Genomic DNA, 20,762 nt, shown 5'->3' on the forward strand with positions numbered 1-20,762 from the left:
TCAGGCGACAACTACCTTGAAAAACGCCGCAAGTTACAAAGCATAATTTGCTTTTTTCTAAAAAAAACTTTCGAGTTACTTTAAACACTTCATCGGGCAATGAATTGCCTTTAGCTAACCAGTACATAAACAAAACACTGTGGACAAACATGCCTCATTAAAAGGGTTTGTAATGTTATTAAGAAATTTAGAAAATGATGTAGTGCAGTCAGCCGGAAAGGGCGTTACTAACATTATCAAGGCACCAGAAGGAGCCTTCGATAAGTTTAAAGCTCAAGCGAAATCAACTCTGTCAGGAAAAGTAGACCTTGACGGTCTTCAGATGATGAACTCTGGGGAGTTATTAAAAACGAATATACCTGAAAGAGAGGAGTTGCTGGGTAATTTTATACTGTCTAGAACAATAAACAACATTTCAGGGGAGGCGGGATGTGGGAAGTCAACCCTAGCAATGGCTGCATGTACAGCTATATCCACAGGGGGGAGATTTCTTAAGTGGCAGGCGGGAAAGCCCTCAAAAGTTCTTTATATAGATGGTGAAATGCTTCTTTCGGATCTTAAAATTCGTATCAAAAAAATCTGTCATGAATTAAGCGTTAACCAGAAGCTCTTGTTTATGGAAAACCTGATTTTTCTTAATGGGGAGCTTTGTACTGATGGACTACCGTCATTATTGACTCGAGAAGGGCAATTGCTTATAGAGCTAAAACTCTTGGAGTCAAGAGCGAAGGTAATTGTACTGGACAATCTTACATCCTTACTTCCTGATGCTGATTCAGCGGATACTGTAGCTATGAAGGCGTTCCTTCATTGGTTAAAAAGTCTTAGATATGCTGGATACACAGTGATTACGATTAACCATATGACCAAATCGGGTGCACGTTGTGGCAGTGTTGTACTTGATACATACAATGACATGACAATTGACCTAACCGCTGAGATAAAAAATAAGGAGCGAACAGGTAATACACGTTTTACGTTTGCCAAATCTAGGCATTTGTCAGCGAGTCAGAAGAAAGATTTCATATATAGATATGATGATGACGAGTCTGGGCAAACCTTCACGCTTGTCTGACTTTCAGACAAGCTAAAATGTCACTCATTGAAAATGAGAAACAAATCGCGTTAGCAAGAAATAACGAAGTTGATTTCGTAGCGATAGCCGATTGAAAATCGAAAAGCGCATCGTAGTGACTAGCAGGATACGGAGCTTCGTGATTGCGGGGCCTTCTCACCCCGCATTCTTCCCGCAAGTGCGAAGCTCCGCATCCGCAAGGCGGGTGCGATGCGCTGCTTTGGAATGGTTTTGCTAAAAGCAAAAGTGCAGCGAGAGGCTACATGTAGCTGGTAGCAAGCAATTCCGAAGCACTATACGAAGTAGATTTTGCAAGCGGTGATGCTTGCTCACCTCGCTGTGATTGCCTGTTGGTAATCCATCTCCTTTAAACAAATAAAGGGATTTCGCTTTCTACTTCGCTACTTATTGTTATCAATAAGGAGAGATGACCATGAGCGTAGCGAGATTTGAAAGAGGAATTCTGAAGAGGTACATCCAATCGACCTCCACCAAAGATAGGCATAAAGCAAAGTTACTCAGCTTACTAGACTGGATATGGCGTTGGGGATTCACGAGCACGGCTGTATTGGAAGAATTATGGCAATTAGATCGTTCAACAATAAACAGAATGATTCGCAGGTATATCAACGAAGAAATGATTACCGAAGTTGCCACTTTCAGCTGTAGAGATAAAAGACTTTTTCTGCTTAAGCCTGAAGGTTTGAGACTTTTACAGGGTTATCATGATGAAACCCTCAATTATTCCGTGAAGCCTTCTACGCTTAATTTCAAAACAATCACCCACGACTTAATGTGTCAGGCAATAGTTGCGAGAGGCTGCGCAGAAGGGCGATATCAGTTCTATGTCACGGAATCAGAACAAGCAAAGGAGCATCAGAAGAAGACTAGGCGTTGTGACGCAATTGTTTTCGAAACCGAAACAGCTGAGCTTGTAGGTATCGAAGTTGAGGCTTCCGCAAAAACAATACCACACAGAAAAGACTGCTTGATAGCAACTCGGTGCATGATAGAAAACGAAAATCGGTTTAATAGAGTCCTCTACTATTCCCATAAACGAAAACACTTAAAAGACGCTGAAAGGGTTCATCAGAAGCTTTTTGACAAGCCGGAAAACGGTCTCGATGCTACTTGGTTTAAGGCTCATTTGAAACTAGTATATTCACGAGAGTATATCGACATGCTTTATCACAAATTTTGGCTACATTGACCGTTTGATATTTCTGAAATGACCATAAAAAAAGCCCCAGCTATCTTCAGCAGGGGCATTTTTCTTCGTCAGTCTTTCAACTTAGCAGTAAGTCCAGTTCTAACTGGGAAAATTTCCTATCACATACTGTGTTAGGAAATTAAGTTGGTGGCGAGGTTTGCAGTACCCGCCATTCAGTAGGCCAGCAGTGAAACGCTGGGACGCCAACTGCAATGTCGGCAGGTTTTTGATCCAGTTCACTGATAAATAGCTCCAAAGCAAGAAAAAAAGGAGCCTTTGAGGCTCCTATAGTGGGAATTTGACAAACTGTGGTGATGTCAATTGCAGCATTGTTCCACAAAGTTTTCGAATGCTTCTTGCCAACGGTTTACTGAACTGTCAGAAAAAAATGAATCTTGCGAGAGAAGAAAAATACGTCGGAAAGCATGTCCATCGACACTTTCTCTGCAATAACTTTCTATCTCAGCATGAAATACATACATCACCACATCTATAAACTCAGCATCAATATATTGTTGCTGAAGTTTTTCAGGGAGCTTGTGATGTAGTGATTTACTGACAGACATTCCGTTTATACCCCTATCACTAAGATGGAGATAGATTCCAGCTTTCGAGTCGGGATCAAACAGCATTGCCACGCGTCCGAGATCGCTCTCTTTCCAGGGCGAACGACTCATTCGAGTGTAAGTTTTATGAAACTCAATTTTTTGTGAACTCATGTTAAATACCAAGTGATTGTCCTGGTATTAACTAAGCTCACAGTGCGAGTATTACGTCGCATTCATCTGATGTTCTGGTTGTAAGCGTCACGTTCTCGTTTAATGTACTAATTACTAGCGCCCGTATCTCGGCCTATTGTAGTGTCGCCAGGCAAAGTCAGAACAGGCTATAAAACTAGAGCGATTGAGCCAGGTGGGTCATCTCCTAAACCAGTCCACAGATTATCCTTTATTACCAATCGTCGAATCCGTTTGTATCGCTGTTACAACTATCGAAGGAACAAGGTTCGGAACTGGTGTGGTCAAAATTACAGCTACTGCTTTCAAATTCAGTGTTTTCGGTAACACCGTATGAATTACCATTTATATCTACGCCGCCAACCATTGGTGAGCCATCAACGTTAACAGTCTGCTCTGGCACAGAGGAACTCGCATTGCCTGAACCAAACAGCAAATTAAACAAACCCATATCTACTTCCATTTGTCATTAATCTGCTGACAAATGTTAATAAAAATGCTAGGTTCTAAAAGCACTTTCGTTGTCGCTAGACGCCTAAAGTGCTTGAGGATTTATAGTCGAAATGGGTGATGTAAGGACATACAAAATACCATTTGATTTCAGTTTTCTCTGATATGGAATTGTCTTCAAATAGCATATTTAACAATCAATCTTTTGGTTGCAAAGTATGCGTCCTTCTTAAATTTCCCATCGCTAAAGACTGCATCAATACAAGCTTAATTAATAAGTAATGCCGTAAACGGGGTTCCTTCGGAAAATAACAATGATAACGAACAACAACTTTTATCAAACCGCTGCCTTCATCTGGTCAGTTGCCGACCTGCTTCGCGGTGATTTCAAACAATCCCAGTACGGGCGCGTTATCCTTCCATTTACGTTACTACGTCGCCTTGAATGTGTGCTGGAAGAGTCAAAAGACGCGGTAGTAAAAGAAGCTGAACGGGTAAGGGCAATGAACTTACCAGAAGAAGCTCAGGAAAAAATGCTTATAAGGGCAACTCAAACAACCAATAACCCCAATGGTTTGTCTTTCTTCAATACCTCGCCGATGGATCTCGGCAAAATGGGGCAAAGTGATATCAAGGCTAATCTGGGTACATATATCCAAAGCTTTTCATCTGATGCCCGTGAAATATTTGAACACTTCAAATTCGACGAGTTTGTAGGTCTGCTGGACGAAGCCAACCTGCTTTACAAAGTCGTAAAGAAGTTCGCTACTACAGATCTAAGCCCAAAAAACATATCAAACCACGACATGGGTTTGGTGTTTGAAGAGTTAATCCGGCGCTTTGCTGAAAGCTCCAACGAAACGGCAGGAGAACACTTTACCCCTCGCGATATCGTTCGGTTAACAACTTCTCTGGTATTCATGGAAGATGATGATGCGTTAACCAAAGAAGGCATAATCAGAACCATATACGATCCAACGGCTGGTACGGGCGGCTTCCTGTCATCAGGGATGGAATACGTGCATGAGCTGAACCCTAATGCAGTTATGCGAGCTTTCGGTCAGGAACTTAACCCAGAGTCATACGCTATTTGTAAAGCCGACATGCTGATAAAAGGGCAAGACGTAAGCCGTATCAAACTAGGTAATACGCTGTCGAACGACCAACTACCTGCCGACCAGTTTGACTACATGCTTTCTAATCCACCGTTTGGTGTGGACTGGAAGAAAATTGAAAGTGACATCAAAGACGAGCATACCCTAAAAGGCTTTGATGGTCGCTTTGGGGCAGGTCTGCCACGTGTATCAGACGGTTCTTTACTCTTTTTAATGCATCTCATTAGTAAAATGCGAGATACACAGCCTGTTGATGGTGTTGACAGTAATGGCGGGGGTATCGGCATCATTCTGAACGGTTCACCACTGTTTACAGGTGGTGCGGGAAGCGGTGAAAGTGAAATTAGACGCTACATTTTAGAAGCTGATTTGCTGGAAGCTATCGTTTCACTGCCGACGGATATGTTCTACAACACAGGTATCGCGACTTACGTTTGGGTGCTAACCAACAAGAAAAAAGACGAACGTAAAGGCAAAGTGCAGCTTATCGATGGCTCAAACCTCTACGGAAAGATGCGCAAGTCTCTTGGTTCAAAACGCAATCAAATGAGTGACGACGACATTAAAACTATCACTCGTGCCTTTGGTGATTTTGAAGTTATTGATGCTCGTGAAATAGATAAACCATCAGAACAAAAATCAAATCGTGGGCGTCAGTCCGCCACTGCGAAACAAGAGACACCAAAGACGTTTGCCAGCAAGATATTCAATACCTATGAGTTTGGATATCGTCGCATAACGATTGAAAGACCATTACGTTTATCTTCTCAAATCACCGATGAGGCTATCGAATCCCTGCGTTTTGCACCCAAGCCTTTCAATGTAGTGATGGAGCGAATTTACAGTGAGTTTGGTTCATCATGGGATGAAGGGAATTACGGCGACTTAAGCCAGGTTCAGGTGGAAGTTCGCGCACTGATAAAAGCAGAATTCAGTGAACTAAAAGAAGCGCAAATCAAAGACGTGTTGAGCAGCAAACTGTGGTTGTTCCAGAAAGCGCTGATGGAAAAGGTACAGAAACTACAGGTAAAGCTTGCTGACGTTGCAGGTGGTAAAGACAAGCGTTCAGATGACTTTAACCAATTCGAAATAGATTACAGCAAAGCCCTGAAAGCCCTAAACATCAAATTTGATGCAAAAGAGAAAAAGCAGTTTCTGGATGCAGTAACTACTAAGAACCCAGAAGCCGAACGTGTTGTTGATAAAGCGCTAAAAGGTAAAGAAGACCCACTTTATGGTGCGTATGAATACGAAGGGCCTGTTAGCAAGTGGAAAGGCAAAGTAGTCACGTTTAAGCAAGACGGCGACCTGCGTGATAACGAAAATGTGCCGCTAGACCCAAGCATTGCAACGTCGGATTTGGTCGCAACATACTTTTCAAAAGAGGTAGCGCATCATGTTTCAGATGCTTGGATCAATGCGGATAAGCGAGATGAGAAGGATGGTGAGATAGGTGTTGTGGGTTACGAAATTCCATTTAATAGACACTTCTACATTTTCCAGCCACCGCGTGATTTAATAGAAATTGATGAGGACTTAGATGCTGTTAGTGCAACAATTTTACAGCTCCTCCAAGAGGTACACTCTTAATGCCTAAATATTCACCGTATGAAGAATACATCAACTCAGGTGTTGAATGGTTAGATGTAATTCCTGCTCATTGGAATTTAAGTAAGGTTAAGTATTTAGCTCCTTTTCAAGTGGGCTGGACTCCACCAACCAAGAATGATGAGAATTTTAACGGTAGTAATATTTGGGTAAATATTTCAGATTTAAAAGCAAAGGTCATCACCAGCTCGGAAAAAAAAATCTCCGATAAAGCCGCAAAAGAAGCCTCGATGAGTATCACACCTCAAGGCTCGCTAATGTATAGTTTTAAACTATCTGTTGGCGCTGTTTCGTTTGCTGGATGTGATATGTACACAAATGAAGCAATTGCATCATTCTTAGAAAATGACCATTTACCTCTTTCTTATCTATACTACGCGTTGCCTAAGTTCGTGATTGAAAATGCATCAACAAACATATACGGGGCAAAGATTTTAAACCAAGAGTTAATAAAGAATGCACTGTTGCTCGCTCCGCCTTACGATGAAGCGGAGTTAATTGCTAACTTTCTTAATCACGAAACCGCAAAAATCGATACCCTTATAGAAAAGCAACAACAGCTTATCAAGCTCCTAAAAGAAAAGCGTCAAGCGGTTATCAGTCATGCCGTAACCAAAGGTTTATACCCTGATGTACCGATGAAAGATTCGGGTGTGGAATGGTTGGGTGAAGTGCCAGAAGCATGGGCTATCAAAAGTTACCGTTATGCTTGCAAAATATATAGAGGTAAGTTCGGTCACCGACCTAGAAATGACCCTGCATTCTACGATGGAGAATTTCCCTTTATTCAGACAGGTGATGTAGCGAGAGCAGATAAATTTATTTCTTCTTACAATCAGACGCTAAACGAAAAGGGAAAAGGGGTTAGTCAGCTATTCCCTGCCGGAACTTTGATGATGGCTATCGCTGCTAATATTGGTGATACAGCAATACTGGGTTTCGAAGCGTATGCTCCAGATAGCGTTGTCGGGTTCAAACCATATGCTAACCTTGATATCGAATTTCTTAGATACAGTTTTATGGCAGCTTTACCAGCCTTAGAACAAACATCGACCCAGAGCACACAAGCTAATTTGAATGTCGATAGAATAGGCGCTGTTAAAGGTACTTTTCCTCCTTTTGACGAACAGTTAGAAATAGTAAATTATCTTGATAATTTGCTCGAACGTTACGATTCAATTGAAAAGCAATGTAAAGATGCTATTGAACTAATGAAAGAGAGGCGAACAGCCTTAATATCAGCCGCAGTTACAGGCAAAATTGATGTTCGTAAATGGAAGCCAACAAATAATAAGAATACAAAGGAAGTAGAGGTAACAGAATGAGCATGGACGCTACTCAGGAACAAATTTTCCAGGACGATATAATTAGTCAAATGCTGGTTAACGGTTGGCAGCTAGGTCAGCCTGAAAACTACAATCGCGAAGCAGCGCTGTATGAACAAGACGTTCTTACTTTCGTAAAGGAAACTCAACCTAAAGAGTGGGAGAAGTTTTGTGAGGTATTTCCAATTGATTCAGATCGCCATTTCCTTGATGCGTTAGTCACTCAGCTAAAGAAAGCGGATATCAACGCGACTGATCAAGCTTCCCGAACATACGGCACATTAGGTGTTTTACGTCATGGGTTAAAAATTCGTAATGCCCGTTTTTCTCTTTGCCAGTTTAAACCAGAGCATGATTTAAACCCCGATACTCTTATTCGCTATCAGAAGAACATCTGCCGTGTTGTCCCTGAGTTAGTGTACAGCCCTTATGCAACGGCGGAGCACTTTGCTACAACAGGAAAGGCTTCTAAGAAATGGCGCATTGACCTCGTACTGTTTGTGAATGGGCTTCCAGTATCAACACTTGAGTTAAAGTCTGAATTTAAACAAGCTGTTGAGAATGCGATTAAGCAGTATAAGCGAACCCGTTTACCCAAAGACCCCGTTACCAAGAAAATCGAGCCTTTGCTTGCGTTTAAACGTGGTGCACTGGTGCATTTTGCTGTTAGTCAGTACGAAGCGTATATGGCGACTAAACTCGCTGGCGACGAGACATTTTTCTTACCTTTCAACAAAGGTACAATCGAAGGTGGTGCGGGTAATGACATTCCAGAAGACGCAGACCGCTATGCCACAGATTATCTATGGAATGAAGTGTTAACGCCCGATAACCTGCTTAACATTATTGGTCGGTTCATCCACCTCCAAATTGAAGAAAAAGAAGACTGGGAAGGTCGCAAGAGCAAAAAAGAAACGCTGATATTTCCTCGCTATCACCAGTGGAACGTTGTCACTAAACTTATCGATGCTGCGGTTGAAGAGGGGACAGGTAATAAGTACCTGATTCAGCACAGTGCAGGTTCCGGTAAATCCAACTCAATTGCATGGACAGCACACCAGTTGTCTACTTTGTATGATGCGGACGGTAATAAGCAGTTTCACTCTGTTATTGTCGTTACAGACCGTACGGTATTAGACGACCAGCTACAAGATACCATTTATCAGTTTGAACACGCCGATGGTGTGGTAGGGCGGATCAACAATAAAGAAGGTGATGGCTCCAAATCAGAAAAGCTTGCGCAGGCTCTGGAAACTTCACAACCAATCATCATTGTTACAATTCAAACATTCCCGTTTGTCCTACGCGCAATTGAAAATTCAACATCGCTGAAAGAACGTAGCTACGCAGTAATAGCCGACGAAGCACACTCTTCACAAAGTGGATCTACGGCGCGTCAGTTAAAAGAAGTATTGATGACGGACGTAGCAGACGATGATACTGAATTAACTTCAGAAGACATTCTCGATGCAACCATTGCTGCTCGAAGAGGTAGCGCTAATTTAAACTACTATGCGTTCACTGCGACACCGAAAGCCAAAACACTGGAACTATTCGGGCGCTTACCTAATCCAGAACTGCCCGCTTCAAAGCAGAATAAACCGGAAGCCTTTCATGTTTACTCAATGCGCCAGGCTATAGAGGAAGGCTTTATTCTGGATGTATTGAAGAACTACACCAATTATCAGGTAGCGTATCAATTAGCACAGAAGATTGAAGCGGCCGACAAAGAGGTTGATAGCAATAAGGCGAAGGTAAAGCTAAACCAGTGGGTGCGTTTGCATGAGTACAACATCTCACAGAAAGTGAAGGTGATTGTAGAGCACTTCAAAGACAACATAATGGGATTGTTGGGCGGTCAGGCAAAAGCAATGGTAGTAACCAGCTCACGTAAGGAGGCAGTGAGATATAAACTGGCTTTTGATAAGTATGTCACTGATAAGGGGTATCAATCGATACGGGCATTGGTAGCCTTTTCTGGCGAAGTCGAGTTTAACCCTAACGACCCTGATGCCGTTGCGTTACTTGATCAGAAATTCACTGAAAAAAGCATGAACCCTGATTTGAAACAGGATATGCGAAAGGCCTTTGATACAGATAGTTATCAATTGATGCTAGTTGCAAACAAGTTCCAGACCGGATTTGACCAGCCAAAGCTATGCGCCATGTACGTGGATAAAAAGCTCGGTGGGGTGGAATGTGTACAAACGCTATCCCGACTAAATCGAACGTATCCTGGTAAAGCTGAAAGTGGCACCTTTGTGCTGGACTTCTTTAACGATCCCCAAGATATCCTTGATGCATTCCAACCCTATTACCAAACTGCTGAACTAACGGATGTCACCAATCCTGATATCGTGTTTGATTTATTTGAGAAACTTCGTACCAGCGGTATATTCCTCTGGAACGAGGTAGAGCAGTTCTGTGATGCTTTCTTTACCAAAAACAAATCCAATGCCGCTATCAGCAATATTTGTAAGCCAGCAGTAGATAGATGGCAGAAACGATACAGCTCAGCCGTAGAAGCTTATTTACAGGCTAAAGAAATGTTCGAGCGCACCAAGAAGACGGGCGACGTTGTACTAATTGCAAACGCTGAAAACAGCTTTAAAGACTGCAAGCAAGAGAAAGACAGGCTTGAGATATTCAAAAAAGACTTGGGAAGCTTTACCCGCTTCTATGAGTTCATGTCGCAGATTGTCAATTATGATGATAAGGAACTCGAAAAGCTGAGCTTATACGCAAGACATTTGCGCCCATTGCTACGGGAGAAAGTCATTGATGAAGATGACATTGATTTAGCTAATGTGGTTATGAGCCATTATCGACTATCTAAAATCCGTCAGCAGGATATTAAGCTTCAGGAAGATAGCGCAGATTACAAGCTGGAACCCAATAGTGATGTTGGTTCAGGTAAAGTTAAGGACAAAAAAGAAGAGTTTTTGTCTCTAATACTTGAACGGCTAAACGAAGTGTTTATTACAGACAACCTCACTGACAACGACATGGTGAATTACGCCTATACGGTTCGAGACAAGCTCAGTGAAAACAGCGCTGTAATGACACAGATAGCTAATAACACCCCCGAACAAGCAATGCTGGGAGATTTCCCCAAAGCTATTGATGATGCCATCCTGAGCAGCGGAGAAGCGCATCAGGAGCAGATGATGCAACTTCTTTCTGACCCAATGAAATCAGCAGCGTTTGCCAGGGTGATTTTTGACATGTTGAATAGTGGCAAAGCCTAGCTTCTAAAGAAGACTAAAAAGTCAGAAAAATTTTTAATTTGCCAAAGTCCGTTTTTTTACGGAAGTTTGGAAATCTTATTTGAAGTAACATTCTTGTATTCGAAGCCAGATAAGCCAGACTGAATGCAAGTATCGAGCGCAAATAAAAATCAAGCTATCACGCCACCGAGCGTGATGGCTGCTGCTTTGCGTTCGCATTCATTAGTTGGAAGCGCTAGTGATATAGCGCGGAAGTTGAATATCGACGAAACTGATGTAATAGGTTTAGCTGAAGATGGTTATATCAAAGCAATTCAATTGCGCTCTGGCAAATGGCTTTTTCCACCAGTAGACCAAATAGATATCTGGGGCAGCAATGGGCTTGCGCATTCCTCACCCAAGAAAGAGCCATTCGTACAATACGAATATTTTGACAAAATATCAGAAGGTTCTTCGACACCTGCCGCTAGCTTGCAAAACTCTGAGTTAGATGAAGGCTTATCCACTAACTTTCAAAGCCTCCACAATCAAGAACCTACCACAGGTGCTCAATCTCCAAATTTGTCAGCGCCGCTTACTATTGCTGATGTATGCTGCAAGACTCTGCTCGACGAGTTCATTTTTTTTAAGAAAAAAAGGTCTGCTATCCCCATCACTCACGACGCTATGACAGGTTTAAAGCTTGAATATACGAACAAGAAAAGAAGGCTCATAGTAAAGGCCAAAACAAAAAAACGAAATGACCGTTGCCGTTTAATGGAGTGGAGTCATGACGAAGAGAACGCTTCTTATAAACTAGAATCAATCATAGCAAGTTATATTGAAGTATTCGAAAAATTAAAGCGAAGACCAACTACAGAAGAGTTCAAACTACACAGCAAAAAGCTACACACCGTTGGTGATGTTTTACTCAATCATTTGCACGTAAATGTCGTCTATAACCATGGGGAAGGGTCAGCTGAGTGGAAAGTAATAGAGAGCCTTATCGATAATCACTTATCGAAAGCTGTCAATGTCAAAATGCCAAATAAAGCTCAGTCTGAGACAATCAATATTATGAACGAACCTTATGTCGCATTTACAAAAAAGAGGTTTGATATGTATCTCTCTGAGTTCAAGGATACTGTTGGCGTCCACGATAAAATCGTATCGCGAGTGAAAGCTGCATTTAATTTCGCTCTAGATGAAAGAATGCTGAGGGCAGAAGATTCAAGGCCGTTCACGCTAGCAACCCGAATCGCTAGGGAGCGGCATGTTGAAGTTTCTGACAAAGACTTAGAATCAATGTTTCATTATCTTAGTGAGCATGTAAACCAAGATTTCGTGTTTTTTATGCACCTTCAATCGTCTGGGCACTTTAGGGATGGGCAGGTCATGCCCTTAAAATTCTCGGACTTTGATTTAGCAAACAACTTTGTTCGGGTTAAGCCCAAGCGAGGAAAAGAGGTGACCATTCATTTACCAGAAGACATTATAAAGATGGTATTGGAACGGCAATCTCAGTTCAAAGAAAGAGCAATCTCATCTGACTATTTATTTCCATCGAATCGTTCTAAAAATGGGCACAAAGCAAACTTTGATTCATATTGGTATGAAATGCTAGAGGATTTAGGTTTTGTATCAACATCAAATGATGGTGAGAGAACCTATAAATACTGCCTACATGACTTCAGGGAAACGTTACTCGGTAGGCTTTCCGAAAGCGACGACTACACTCTCGCAGCGGCGTTAGGACATTTATCCATCCACGCAATAAAGTCTTACAGAAAGGCTAATACTAAGCGAAGTAAAGATGCTGCTGAAAAAGGACACAAGAGGAAAGTTGGCGCTATAAATAACAAACCTCACTAAGTTAGTATTGCAAAACGTACGGCGCGCTTGATTGATGTCTATTTCAAGGGAGATGTATGCATCCACGACTTAAGCAGCTTTTTCTCGATAAGTTCAGCGCTCGTAGTTTGTAGATTGATAGCTTGCCATTGAAAAATCTGGCCTAATCTTAATCTACGATAGAAATCAGTTACTTTTGATCTTTCTCTTATCACCTCATGGTATTTGAAACCTGATTCAAGTGCTTTTTCAGTATTTAGATAATCCCAATCACTGATAACATTTCCAGTTTTCATGTTTTGTAATTTAGGGCCTACAGCATCATAGATAGTTCCGTTTCCTAGACAAATCCAAGCATGAAATTTTGGCTTTGTGTTAAGCCAATTATTAGCATGGAAGGTCTGAATAGAATTTTTAGACCTAGAGGACAGAGTAACCCCAATTGGTAGCAGCCTTCCGATGACAACTTTAGCATTTCTGTCAGTGCGGCCTACGAACCTGTGAGCTAGTAGGGAAAAAGGCAAGCAATTCATGTTCAGGCCACCAGGCCAGACAATAGGATTAAATCCTTTGCTTCGTTAATGTTCCATTATTAAATAATGACTAACCATAGCTTCCTTTATTGCCTTCGATGGTTTCGTTGGTGTTCCAGTAAACATTTTTGAAATATGAGTTTTTCACAATAGCACTTAACGTAACAGCACACATAGTGAATCATTATTGACAAAAAAGGTGGAACAAGTAGCCTAAGGAGTGGAACAGAAGTGGAACAAAAGACTTATAAAAGCGCTACAGGCCTTGTTTTTACTGGGTTTTTTAAGGGAATGGTGGCCCCACCCTGACTTGAACAGGGGACCTGCCGATTATGAGTCGGATGCTCTAACCAACTGAGCTATGGGGCCATATTAGATGTGCTGCGTGGATTTCATTGCAAATTGTTTTGCATAACAACCACAAGCGAGCGCAAGTATAAGCAGTTTTATTTGCCTTGTCACGCCTCGCTTGTGGCTTTGTGATTTGTTTGCTTTATTTTTGTTCACTCACCTATGAGTTGAGTATAACTTTCTGCAGTCGAGCACGGCGTAACCAAACTGCAAAAGCAAGTACCAACATGCTCAATAAAGTAGTTGAACCGCCCCCGCCAGAACTATTTGATCTGTTATCAACAGGTACACTTGCTACGCTCTCATTTACATTTACCGTGACGGTGTCGGTGGTACTAATACCGAACTCGTCGGTTGCACTCAATGCAAACGTTAAGTTACTTGCAGTAGCTGGGGCTGTGAAAGACATAGTTAACGTGCCTGAATTTTTTATAGTGACCGTTTCGCCTGCCGTTTGTGTCCACTCTACGCTTATTAGCGCGCCTTCGGGGTCTTGCGCGCTACCTGTTAGCTCAACGCTTGCTCTCACATCGGTTTCAACATCTGTTCCTGCGTTCACGACGGGGGCTTGGTTGCTTTCATCGTCTTTTATCGTAATGATAGTTTCAACAACGCCGCCTAATACGTTGGCATCTTGCGCGGCAAGCACTAAACGGAACTGTTCGTTTTCTTCTTCCACGCTGTCGTTAATAAGCGTTACTGTCACCGTCTTATCGGCAGTATCGCCATCATTCCAAGTTAGCGTGCCCGTTGCGGTCACGAAGTCTTCATTGTTTATTGCAGTGTCACTTTCCAGTGAATAATTTACGCTAACGCTGCCTTCACTTCCGCCTTCACGAACAATATTTACTGTAAGTTCGGGGGCTGTCTCTAGAACGGCGAGTTCAGATTTACTTAGTTCAACTTTTCCTTGTTGCGCCGCACCAAGTATTGTTACTTGCGTATAGCCGTTGCCCGAAGCGATACCGCCGCCTTGGGGGTTAAATAGCCTTACAAAAAATACTTCGTTACTTTCTGTATCATTATTAGCGCTAACACTTAATGCAATGTTCTTTGCATCAGAATCATTTGCGCCCCAGGTAAGCTCGCCAGAAGTAAACAAAACATCATCGCTGAGGGCCGAGCCAGCTAATACCTCGTAGGCTACCGACATGGCACTGTCGCCGCTTTTAGTAACGGGAAGGTTAAATGTTGTATCGGCTTCTGTCTCATAACTACTTTGCGAAAACGCCGCAACAGTTGCTGCGGTAAGCGTGTTGTCTTTTAAAACAAACAGGCCACGCTGAATATCGCTAACTAGAATATTGCCGCTTGGTAAAAATGGATAAACACCCCAAGCACCATTGAAGTTAGTGCTGTTAAAAGCAGGGTAGGTGTCGAAGAAACCTGCTTCCTCAGGTGCGGTAGGATCTGAAATGTCTAGTACGGTTAAGCCACGTTCGTAATTCGACATGTAATAGCGGTTCCCTCTAACGTAGCCGTTGTGATCGATGGTGCCGTTGTTACTGCTCCAAATACCCGCCAGTACAGGCGCAGTCAGTGATGAAATATCAAAAATCATGACTCGGGTATTTAAGCTAAAGTTGCGCTCGTCCAGTTCATCGTGGACAAACGCGTATTGCTTATCTTCACTAAACCAGCCGCTGTGGGTATAGGCAACCTCGTTGTAGCTAGTATTACTTAGTTCTGACGTACTGTTAGAATCAGTATGATCCCAAAGACGCATTGAGCTTTCGTTGAAGTCGAGCATTACGGTACATCCTGATGCGGTGGCATTTACGCATTCAGTTTGAGCTCGTGCATCTGTGATGTGCATTGACGATGCGTCATGCGTGTAGTCTGCTCGGGTAAGTCCATTGGGTATATAGGAAGGTGTGGGTGCTTGAGGCGCGCTTAGCGCATAGGAGCGAAAAGCACCACCATTACTATCTTGTCCCACCAAATGAAGTTGAGATGTCGCGCCTGCCAAGGGAGTATTTAGTGTGTAGTCTACGTTTGATATGTAGATATTGTGTGCACGGTTGTCGTCGGTATTACGTCTAACTAGGCTAACGCGCTCAGGTAAGTTATTCAGGTCTATTATGCTAAACCCTTCAGTTACGCTGTCTGCACTGGCGTAAGCATAGGCCTTAAATCTGCCCGATGTACTATCAAAATACTGATAGACCTTGATGTCGCGCCATGTTGTGCTTTGCCCCGTGATTTCGCCTACAACTACTGGAGACGTGGGCTCGGTTACATCCACCACAGCAATACTGGCTTGCATGCCTACAATGGCATACTCTCTGCGATTGTTTAAATCTACATGCCCCCAGATATCATTTGCGCTATTAGACACTGACGAAAGTGCGGCAACTGGGACGTGAGAAAGTAAATCAATATTGCTACACGGATAGTCACCAGCCATTCCATTGTTACAGCTTTCATTTGCGCTTACAGTGGTGTTCAACTCCATATGTTGTGCGGCTAGTGACGTAAGAGGTGAAGCGGCCTTACCATCAACAATAGTGTCGAACCCTCTATCGTAAAGTGCTTTTGATAAAAAGGCAGGTACGTTGAGAAGTAACGTTTTGTGTAAAGCGGGTTTTTGCGCTTGAAAGTGATCGTTACGAGAAAACCCGCCAAGCACGGGTAGAAGACTGTCGTTTAGTACTTGTGCTTGCTGCGCGTTGTCGAAATAATACTGGCCTTCAGCGACTAAAATCTTATCGCCTTTATTGGCCTGCCTAGCCGCGTATATTAGGGTTTTACAGGGTCTGAAACGGTTGTCACACTTTCCTGTGTCAATGCCGTTTTCAGCAACAAAGCGTGCTTTGTCGTGGTCAGTGTGAGCGAGCACAGCTTGACTCATAAATGTTAAAAGCAGCACTATTAGCGTTATTTTTAATGCATTCATCTTGTCGTCCGTGCAAGTATTAAAAATTGCTGGTTTGTTTAAAAAACTATCAGATAATCAAAGGAAGTACATAAGTAAATGAAAATGCCTTTTCGCATGTGTGTCATGCCTTCGTTACTCTTGGCGGTTTTGGTATCGATAACGGGGTGTGATGTAGTAAATCTCAAAGGACGAGAGCCCGGTGAGATCCCGTTTAAATTGATTGGGGTAGATACTGGGGCTTGCCCCATGATAATGAGTATTGGGAAGCAGCGCTGGAATGTTGATTATTTTGGCTTTTACCTCAGTAAGCCGGAAGTACGTATTGATGGAAAGTGGCAGCGGGTTAAGTTTAAACAAACCCAATGGCAAACGCCGAATGAAGCTCTGCTGAAATTTCATAACAAATGCAGCAATCCTAATGATGCGAATAGCAAAATTGTGCTGGATGTGTCTGAAGAGTTATTGAAATTATCTACGAATTTGCGTTTTACCATGGGGCTTCCCTTCGACGTTAATCATGCTAATCCACTCACACAGCCTTCGCCATTAAATGACAGTTCAATGTTTTGGAGTTGGCAAAATGGCCATAAATTTTTAAGACTGGATGTGTCTAAAAGTGGCGAAGAAGCGCGAAAATGGTCTTATCATTTAGGCAGTGTTGGATGTAACTCCGAATCTGCCGTCAGATCGCCGGAAAAATCCTGTGCCTTCACTAATCGCGTAGAGTTTATTTTGCCGATGACTCAGCTTGATACGGATTTAGATTTAGAAGTCTCGGTGTCTAACATAGTAGCGCAAGTTGATTTAAACGAAGCAACAAGCTGCATGTTTGAGTCTCCGGAAACAGAACCTTGTAAAAAACTTATTCAAAATCTCGTACATAGGCCTTGGATTAAGTGGCAGTAAAAGTGCTTCCTCAGCGTTTTAAAACGCGAGCGCCGAATGCACGGGAAATGGTGTGTTCACTTTGCATTGTGGTAGGGGGAAGTGCGTGTTCGAAAGCACCCACCCCCTATGAATGGAATCTGCCAAATCATATACCTGCGCCCACGGTTCCTGCCGACAATCCCATGACGGTGGAAAGCGTTAAACTGGGGGAGATGCTGTTTTTTGATACGGCATTAAGTGCGAACAACACAACATCATGTAGTAGCTGCCATGATCCTGAAAAAGCCTTTGCAGAATCTAGAAAAGTGTCGGTGGGCGCACATGGCGAAGAGCTCAACCGCAACGCGCTGGCGCTTATTAATGTGGCTTACAATGCTTCATTTACGTGGGCGCACAACAACTTAGACAGTATTGAAAAACAACTACTGATCCCGCTCTTTAACGAACACCCTGTGGAAATGGGGGTAACTGGTAATGAAGATGTTATTTTAATGCGCTTTGAGCAAGGCGATTACCCTGCACTCTTCAAAGCAGCGTATGGTGACGAAACCCCTAGTGTGAACAACATTGTTAAAGCATTGGCTAGTTATGTAAGAAGCCTAGTATCTTTTAATAGTGCATTTGATGCCTATGCTTATCGACAAGACGACAGCGCACTGACAGCGCAACAACTTGAGGGCCTAAACCTCTTTTTTTCTGAACGCACAGAGTGTTTTCACTGCCATGGAGGCGTGAACTTTACGCAGTCGTCTAAACATAGTTTTCAGCCATTTGGTGCGCAACCATTCCACAATACAGGTTTGTACAACGAAGATGGTGCGGGCAGTTACCCCAAAACAGATATGGGGCTGTATAGTGTAACCTTTAACAAGCAGGACATGGGGAAGTTTAGAGCGCCTACCTTGCGAAATATTGCGCTCACGGCACCTTACATGCACGATGGGAGTATAGCCACCCTTGAAGATGTTATTGCGTTTTATGCCCGGGGGGGCAATGAAGCTCAAAGCCCCAACCCCTATCGTAGCCCGTTTATTAAAGGCTTTAGTATTTCTGAAAAAGAAAAAGCAGCACTGGTGGCATTTTTACAAAGTTTAACTGACGAAGAATTTGTTGAAAAACACGTTTCACGCAAAAATAAGTGATTTATTGCTCATTTTTTGTGTTTTATGTTTATACTTTGCACATACAAATCAACCAAATGCTTATGTGCTGTTTGTTAACATCGTGATAGACTCAATTATCACATTCTTTGTTAATAGTTAAAAAAGCAGGTAAGCGGTCGCGGAGATGAGAATGACTGAAAAACCCTTTATTACAAGTGGTCGAAACACCATCATTCATAAAATTAGAAAGTTAGACCTATTGGTTATTAATGGCGATGAGAACCCGCCAATTATCGTAACCTACAAAGGCATTAAGCAATATGAAGGCAAAGTGCCAGAAAATAAGCGCGATGCGAAAATCATGGATATGGAACTGGTCGATGTAACGACTAGCGATGTTTTCGGCGATGAAAAAACCTTAGTGTTCATTCAAACGCTTAATGGAAAAGAATATAAGATTGACTACTCGAAAATTGGCACGAGTATGTTTATCAAAATCCATCAAGATAGTATTTTCTAAAGATTCACTTACCTACCACAGGCAGTGATGTTTTTAGCTATTGGGGCTAGGCAATCTGGCCCCAGTTTTCTGGTTTTAATGAATAAAAGCCACTAATTAGCCGTCTATCACCTTAAAATCTGGACATAATGTTTATTTAAAATATTGAATCGGCAGATGTCTACTGGGGTTACTTCGGAAGCATTTACACCACTTATCACTCCTGCAGTTTCTAGCCCTTCTGTGATAAGTTCTAAGCAGAACCAATTACTGAAACCCTCTTGATTGTAACTAATGCCGCCAGGCTGTATATCCGCTCTTATAAGAAGATACAGTTGTTGCTCTAATATAGTCCTTCCTTGAATTAATGTTAATGGCGAACCGTATTACCAGAATTTGTACTAGGTTCGAGGATATACTTTAGCGGTTATTCGCTATGCCTCACTTCTTCGCGTTCAGAGAATGTTGCAAAGTATGTGTCAAGTACGATTAATAACCGTTTAGACCGATAATTAAACCTTGGCTTTTGTGTGCTTATCGCAAGGTCTCAAATAACCGTACTTTAACGCTTTTGTAGCGTAAATATCATAAACCTTAACTAGTTTATTGGTGCGGCGGCATGAAGAGGTCGTCACCGCGTTGCCTAATACTATCAGAGGAAATTGTTATGTTTACGTTACGCCGTGTTACCCAATGCACTCTACTCGGAATGACCCTTTCTTTTACCGCTACCGCAGCAAATGCTGGTACTTATCCAGTAGAGCTTGAAGATGACTTAGTTGCAGTATGTGAAGCCGTTAAAAGCAATAGCCGCTTAAAGTTGCGCCGCGCCGTTAAGGCAACAGGCTTAAATATGAGAGATCTACACGAAGGCCTAGTATGTAACGGACAAGATATGCTGACTTTTGCGACTACTCACAATGCATCTAAAACCGCTCAGCATATTGCGCGCCGTATCAATGCAGACCCTGGTGTATTGACAGCCAAGCGCTAGCAACGTTATGCGCCCTGAAATTTGGGCTATTAATTGATAGCCCCTTTTTGCATTAATTCACGATTTACTTTCTTTAATTCACTGTGCTATCTGGGATTAGAAATTGTTAGCCACAGTTTGTATGCAAGGTAGAGCAGATGATCTCATTGATTTTCTTACAATCTGCATCTCAGCAAGAATCACTTTGCAAAATATTGAAGCAGCTAAATGTTTTTAGTCATGTTTTTGGGGCCGAGTCGGTCGGTCATTGCTTAGCGTTGGCTGAAAAGTACCCCCAGTCCGTCGGTTTTTATTCAGTATCAAAATCATCTCGAAATCTTGCCACAAAATATTGGCTGGCAGTGGGTGAAAACGATGAAGAGGCGCTACTTGCTTTTTCACATAACGCATCGGGTTTTGTAACCTTGCCAATTGACGAGAACCAATTACTGCGAGCAATCGATTATGTGAAAAATAAATATCATTTTTTTGAGCGAGATTTTCAGTTCAACTTAATGGTAAAAGGATTGTGCGAGCAGCATGGTGTGTCAAAACCAGCGTTACTAGCAACGTTGCGCCGCCAATTAAGTAAATGTGCCAGACCCAACATAGTTGGCATAAGAGCTGACGATGGATGGTGTTGCCTAGACCCTTCCGATATAAAATGGATAGAAGCTGCTGGTGATTATATGTGTATATACACGCTGTCTGAAAGCTATGTGGTTCGAACAACCTTGTGTGAATTACTGAAGCGGCTTGGTGAGCGACACTTTAAACGATGTAATCGTTCGGTGGCGGTAAATGCAAAATACGTAGCGCACGTAGAGCAGAGACTTAATCAGCAAAGGGTGGTTATGCAAGGCGGTGAGACGTTCAAAATTACTCATAAATATTTCTATCAGTTCTGGCATGTAGACAGACGATAAATTTCATAACACTGCGCTTTACCGGTTAACAGTA

The 20,762-nt window shown here is 42.4% G+C and carries 14 protein-coding genes and 1 tRNA gene; 11 read left to right on the plus strand and 4 right to left on the minus strand.

Annotated features, from left to right (window positions below):
* Positions 1–172 precede the first annotated feature (172 nt).
* Together ACX5KA_RS09120 and ACX5KA_RS09125 are read left to right on the plus strand one after the other, a co-directional pair.
* The gene (locus ACX5KA_RS09120) at positions 173–1,075 is read left to right on the plus strand and encodes an AAA family ATPase (RefSeq protein ID WP_458730937.1); all 903 of its coding nucleotides are present in this window, start codon (positions 173–175) and stop codon (positions 1,073–1,075) included.
* Positions 1,076–1,508: 433 nt separating this feature from the next.
* Positions 1,509–2,285, plus strand: a complete 777-nt coding sequence (locus ACX5KA_RS09125; protein WP_458730938.1) for a hypothetical protein — start codon at positions 1,509–1,511, stop codon at positions 2,283–2,285.
* A 317-nt stretch (positions 2,286–2,602) separates the two neighbouring features.
* Here ACX5KA_RS09125 and ACX5KA_RS09130 read toward each other — a convergent pair whose 3' ends face one another.
* Together ACX5KA_RS09130 and ACX5KA_RS09135 are read right to left on the minus strand one after the other, a co-directional pair.
* On the minus strand, positions 2,603–3,004 hold the full coding sequence (locus ACX5KA_RS09130; RefSeq protein WP_458730939.1) for a hypothetical protein: 402 nt from the start codon (positions 3,002–3,004) through the stop codon (positions 2,603–2,605).
* A 232-nt stretch (positions 3,005–3,236) separates the two neighbouring features.
* Positions 3,237–3,473, minus strand: coding sequence for a hypothetical protein (locus ACX5KA_RS09135; protein ID WP_458730940.1), 237 nt, complete (start codon positions 3,471–3,473; stop codon positions 3,237–3,239).
* Between the two features lie 313 nt (positions 3,474–3,786).
* On the opposite strand from ACX5KA_RS09135, the gene ACX5KA_RS09140 reads away from it, so the two are divergent.
* From ACX5KA_RS09140 to ACX5KA_RS09155, 4 genes are all read left to right on the plus strand, one after another.
* Positions 3,787–6,177 carry a type I restriction-modification system subunit M gene (locus tag ACX5KA_RS09140; protein ID WP_458730941.1) on the plus strand — a complete coding sequence of 797 codons (2,391 nt, stop codon included), beginning with the start codon at positions 3,787–3,789 and terminating at the stop codon, positions 6,175–6,177.
* Complete coding sequence (locus ACX5KA_RS09145; protein WP_458730942.1) at positions 6,177–7,520, plus strand: restriction endonuclease subunit S; 1,344 nt, start codon at positions 6,177–6,179, stop codon at positions 7,518–7,520. Before ACX5KA_RS09140 ends, ACX5KA_RS09145 begins: the two co-directional genes overlap by 1 nt.
* Positions 7,517–10,768 carry a type I restriction endonuclease subunit R gene (locus tag ACX5KA_RS09150; RefSeq protein ID WP_458730943.1) on the plus strand — a complete coding sequence of 1,084 codons (3,252 nt, stop codon included), beginning with the start codon at positions 7,517–7,519 and terminating at the stop codon, positions 10,766–10,768. The genes ACX5KA_RS09145 and ACX5KA_RS09150 overlap by 4 nt, the downstream gene beginning before the upstream one ends.
* Before the next feature lie 123 nt (positions 10,769–10,891).
* On the plus strand, positions 10,892–12,598 hold the full coding sequence (locus ACX5KA_RS09155; protein ID WP_458730944.1) for a tyrosine-type recombinase/integrase: 1,707 nt from the start codon (positions 10,892–10,894) through the stop codon (positions 12,596–12,598).
* 804 nt (positions 12,599–13,402) lie between these two features.
* Here the strand turns inward: ACX5KA_RS09155 and ACX5KA_RS09160 are convergent.
* Together ACX5KA_RS09160 and ACX5KA_RS09165 are read right to left on the minus strand one after the other, a co-directional pair.
* A tRNA-Ile gene (locus tag ACX5KA_RS09160) sits at positions 13,403–13,479 on the minus strand.
* 142 nt (positions 13,480–13,621) lie between these two features.
* A complete protein-coding gene (locus ACX5KA_RS09165) occupies positions 13,622–16,357 on the minus strand; it encodes a choice-of-anchor B family protein (protein ID WP_458730945.1) in 2,736 nt (911 codons plus the stop codon).
* Positions 16,358–16,435: 78 nt separating this feature from the next.
* Between ACX5KA_RS09165 and ACX5KA_RS09170 the strand changes: the two genes are divergently transcribed.
* The 5 genes from ACX5KA_RS09170 (at position 16,436) to ACX5KA_RS09190 (ending at position 20,728) form a co-directional block, all read left to right on the plus strand.
* Positions 16,436–17,245 carry an MbnP family copper-binding protein gene (locus ACX5KA_RS09170; protein WP_458730946.1) on the plus strand — a complete coding sequence of 270 codons (810 nt, stop codon included), beginning with the start codon at positions 16,436–16,438 and terminating at the stop codon, positions 17,243–17,245.
* 47 nt (positions 17,246–17,292) lie between these two features.
* Positions 17,293–18,369, plus strand: a complete 1,077-nt coding sequence (locus tag ACX5KA_RS09175; RefSeq protein WP_039223671.1) for an MbnH family di-heme enzyme — start codon at positions 17,293–17,295, stop codon at positions 18,367–18,369.
* A 151-nt stretch (positions 18,370–18,520) separates the two neighbouring features.
* Complete coding sequence (locus ACX5KA_RS09180) at positions 18,521–18,850, plus strand: hypothetical protein (RefSeq protein WP_458730947.1); 330 nt, start codon at positions 18,521–18,523, stop codon at positions 18,848–18,850.
* A 646-nt stretch (positions 18,851–19,496) separates the two neighbouring features.
* Complete coding sequence (locus ACX5KA_RS09185; protein WP_039223375.1) at positions 19,497–19,823, plus strand: DUF3718 domain-containing protein; 327 nt, start codon at positions 19,497–19,499, stop codon at positions 19,821–19,823.
* Between the two features lie 137 nt (positions 19,824–19,960).
* Entirely contained in the window at positions 19,961–20,728 is a 768-nt protein-coding gene (locus tag ACX5KA_RS09190) for a LytR/AlgR family response regulator transcription factor (protein WP_458730948.1), read from the plus strand.
* The last annotated feature ends 34 nt before the right edge of the window (positions 20,729–20,762 follow it).

It is taken from the genome of Alteromonas alvinellae (assembly GCF_902705805.1).

Bases quoted from the DNA above. Each gene is read 5' to 3' on its own strand.
- ACX5KA_RS09120 (WP_458730937.1), top strand. From the start codon at position 173: ATGTTATTAAGAAATTTAGAAAATGATGTAGTGCAGTCAGCCGGAAAG.
- ACX5KA_RS09125 (WP_458730938.1), top strand. From the start codon at position 1,509: ATGAGCGTAGCGAGATTTGAAAGAGGAATTCTGAAGAGGTACATCCAA.
- ACX5KA_RS09130 (WP_458730939.1), bottom strand. From the start codon at position 3,004: ATGAGTTCACAAAAAATTGAGTTTCATAAAACTTACACTCGAATGAGT.
- ACX5KA_RS09135 (WP_458730940.1), bottom strand. From the start codon at position 3,473: ATGGGTTTGTTTAATTTGCTGTTTGGTTCAGGCAATGCGAGTTCCTCT.
- ACX5KA_RS09140 (WP_458730941.1), top strand. From the start codon at position 3,787: ATGATAACGAACAACAACTTTTATCAAACCGCTGCCTTCATCTGGTCA.
- ACX5KA_RS09145 (WP_458730942.1), top strand. From the start codon at position 6,177: ATGCCTAAATATTCACCGTATGAAGAATACATCAACTCAGGTGTTGAA.
- ACX5KA_RS09150 (WP_458730943.1), top strand. From the start codon at position 7,517: ATGAGCATGGACGCTACTCAGGAACAAATTTTCCAGGACGATATAATT.
- ACX5KA_RS09155 (WP_458730944.1), top strand. From the start codon at position 10,892: ATGCAAGTATCGAGCGCAAATAAAAATCAAGCTATCACGCCACCGAGC.
- ACX5KA_RS09165 (WP_458730945.1), bottom strand. From the start codon at position 16,357: ATGAATGCATTAAAAATAACGCTAATAGTGCTGCTTTTAACATTTATG.
- ACX5KA_RS09170 (WP_458730946.1), top strand. From the start codon at position 16,436: ATGAAAATGCCTTTTCGCATGTGTGTCATGCCTTCGTTACTCTTGGCG.
- ACX5KA_RS09175 (WP_039223671.1), top strand. From the start codon at position 17,293: ATGGTGTGTTCACTTTGCATTGTGGTAGGGGGAAGTGCGTGTTCGAAA.
- ACX5KA_RS09180 (WP_458730947.1), top strand. From the start codon at position 18,521: ATGACTGAAAAACCCTTTATTACAAGTGGTCGAAACACCATCATTCAT.
- ACX5KA_RS09185 (WP_039223375.1), top strand. From the start codon at position 19,497: ATGTTTACGTTACGCCGTGTTACCCAATGCACTCTACTCGGAATGACC.
- ACX5KA_RS09190 (WP_458730948.1), top strand. From the start codon at position 19,961: ATGATCTCATTGATTTTCTTACAATCTGCATCTCAGCAAGAATCACTT.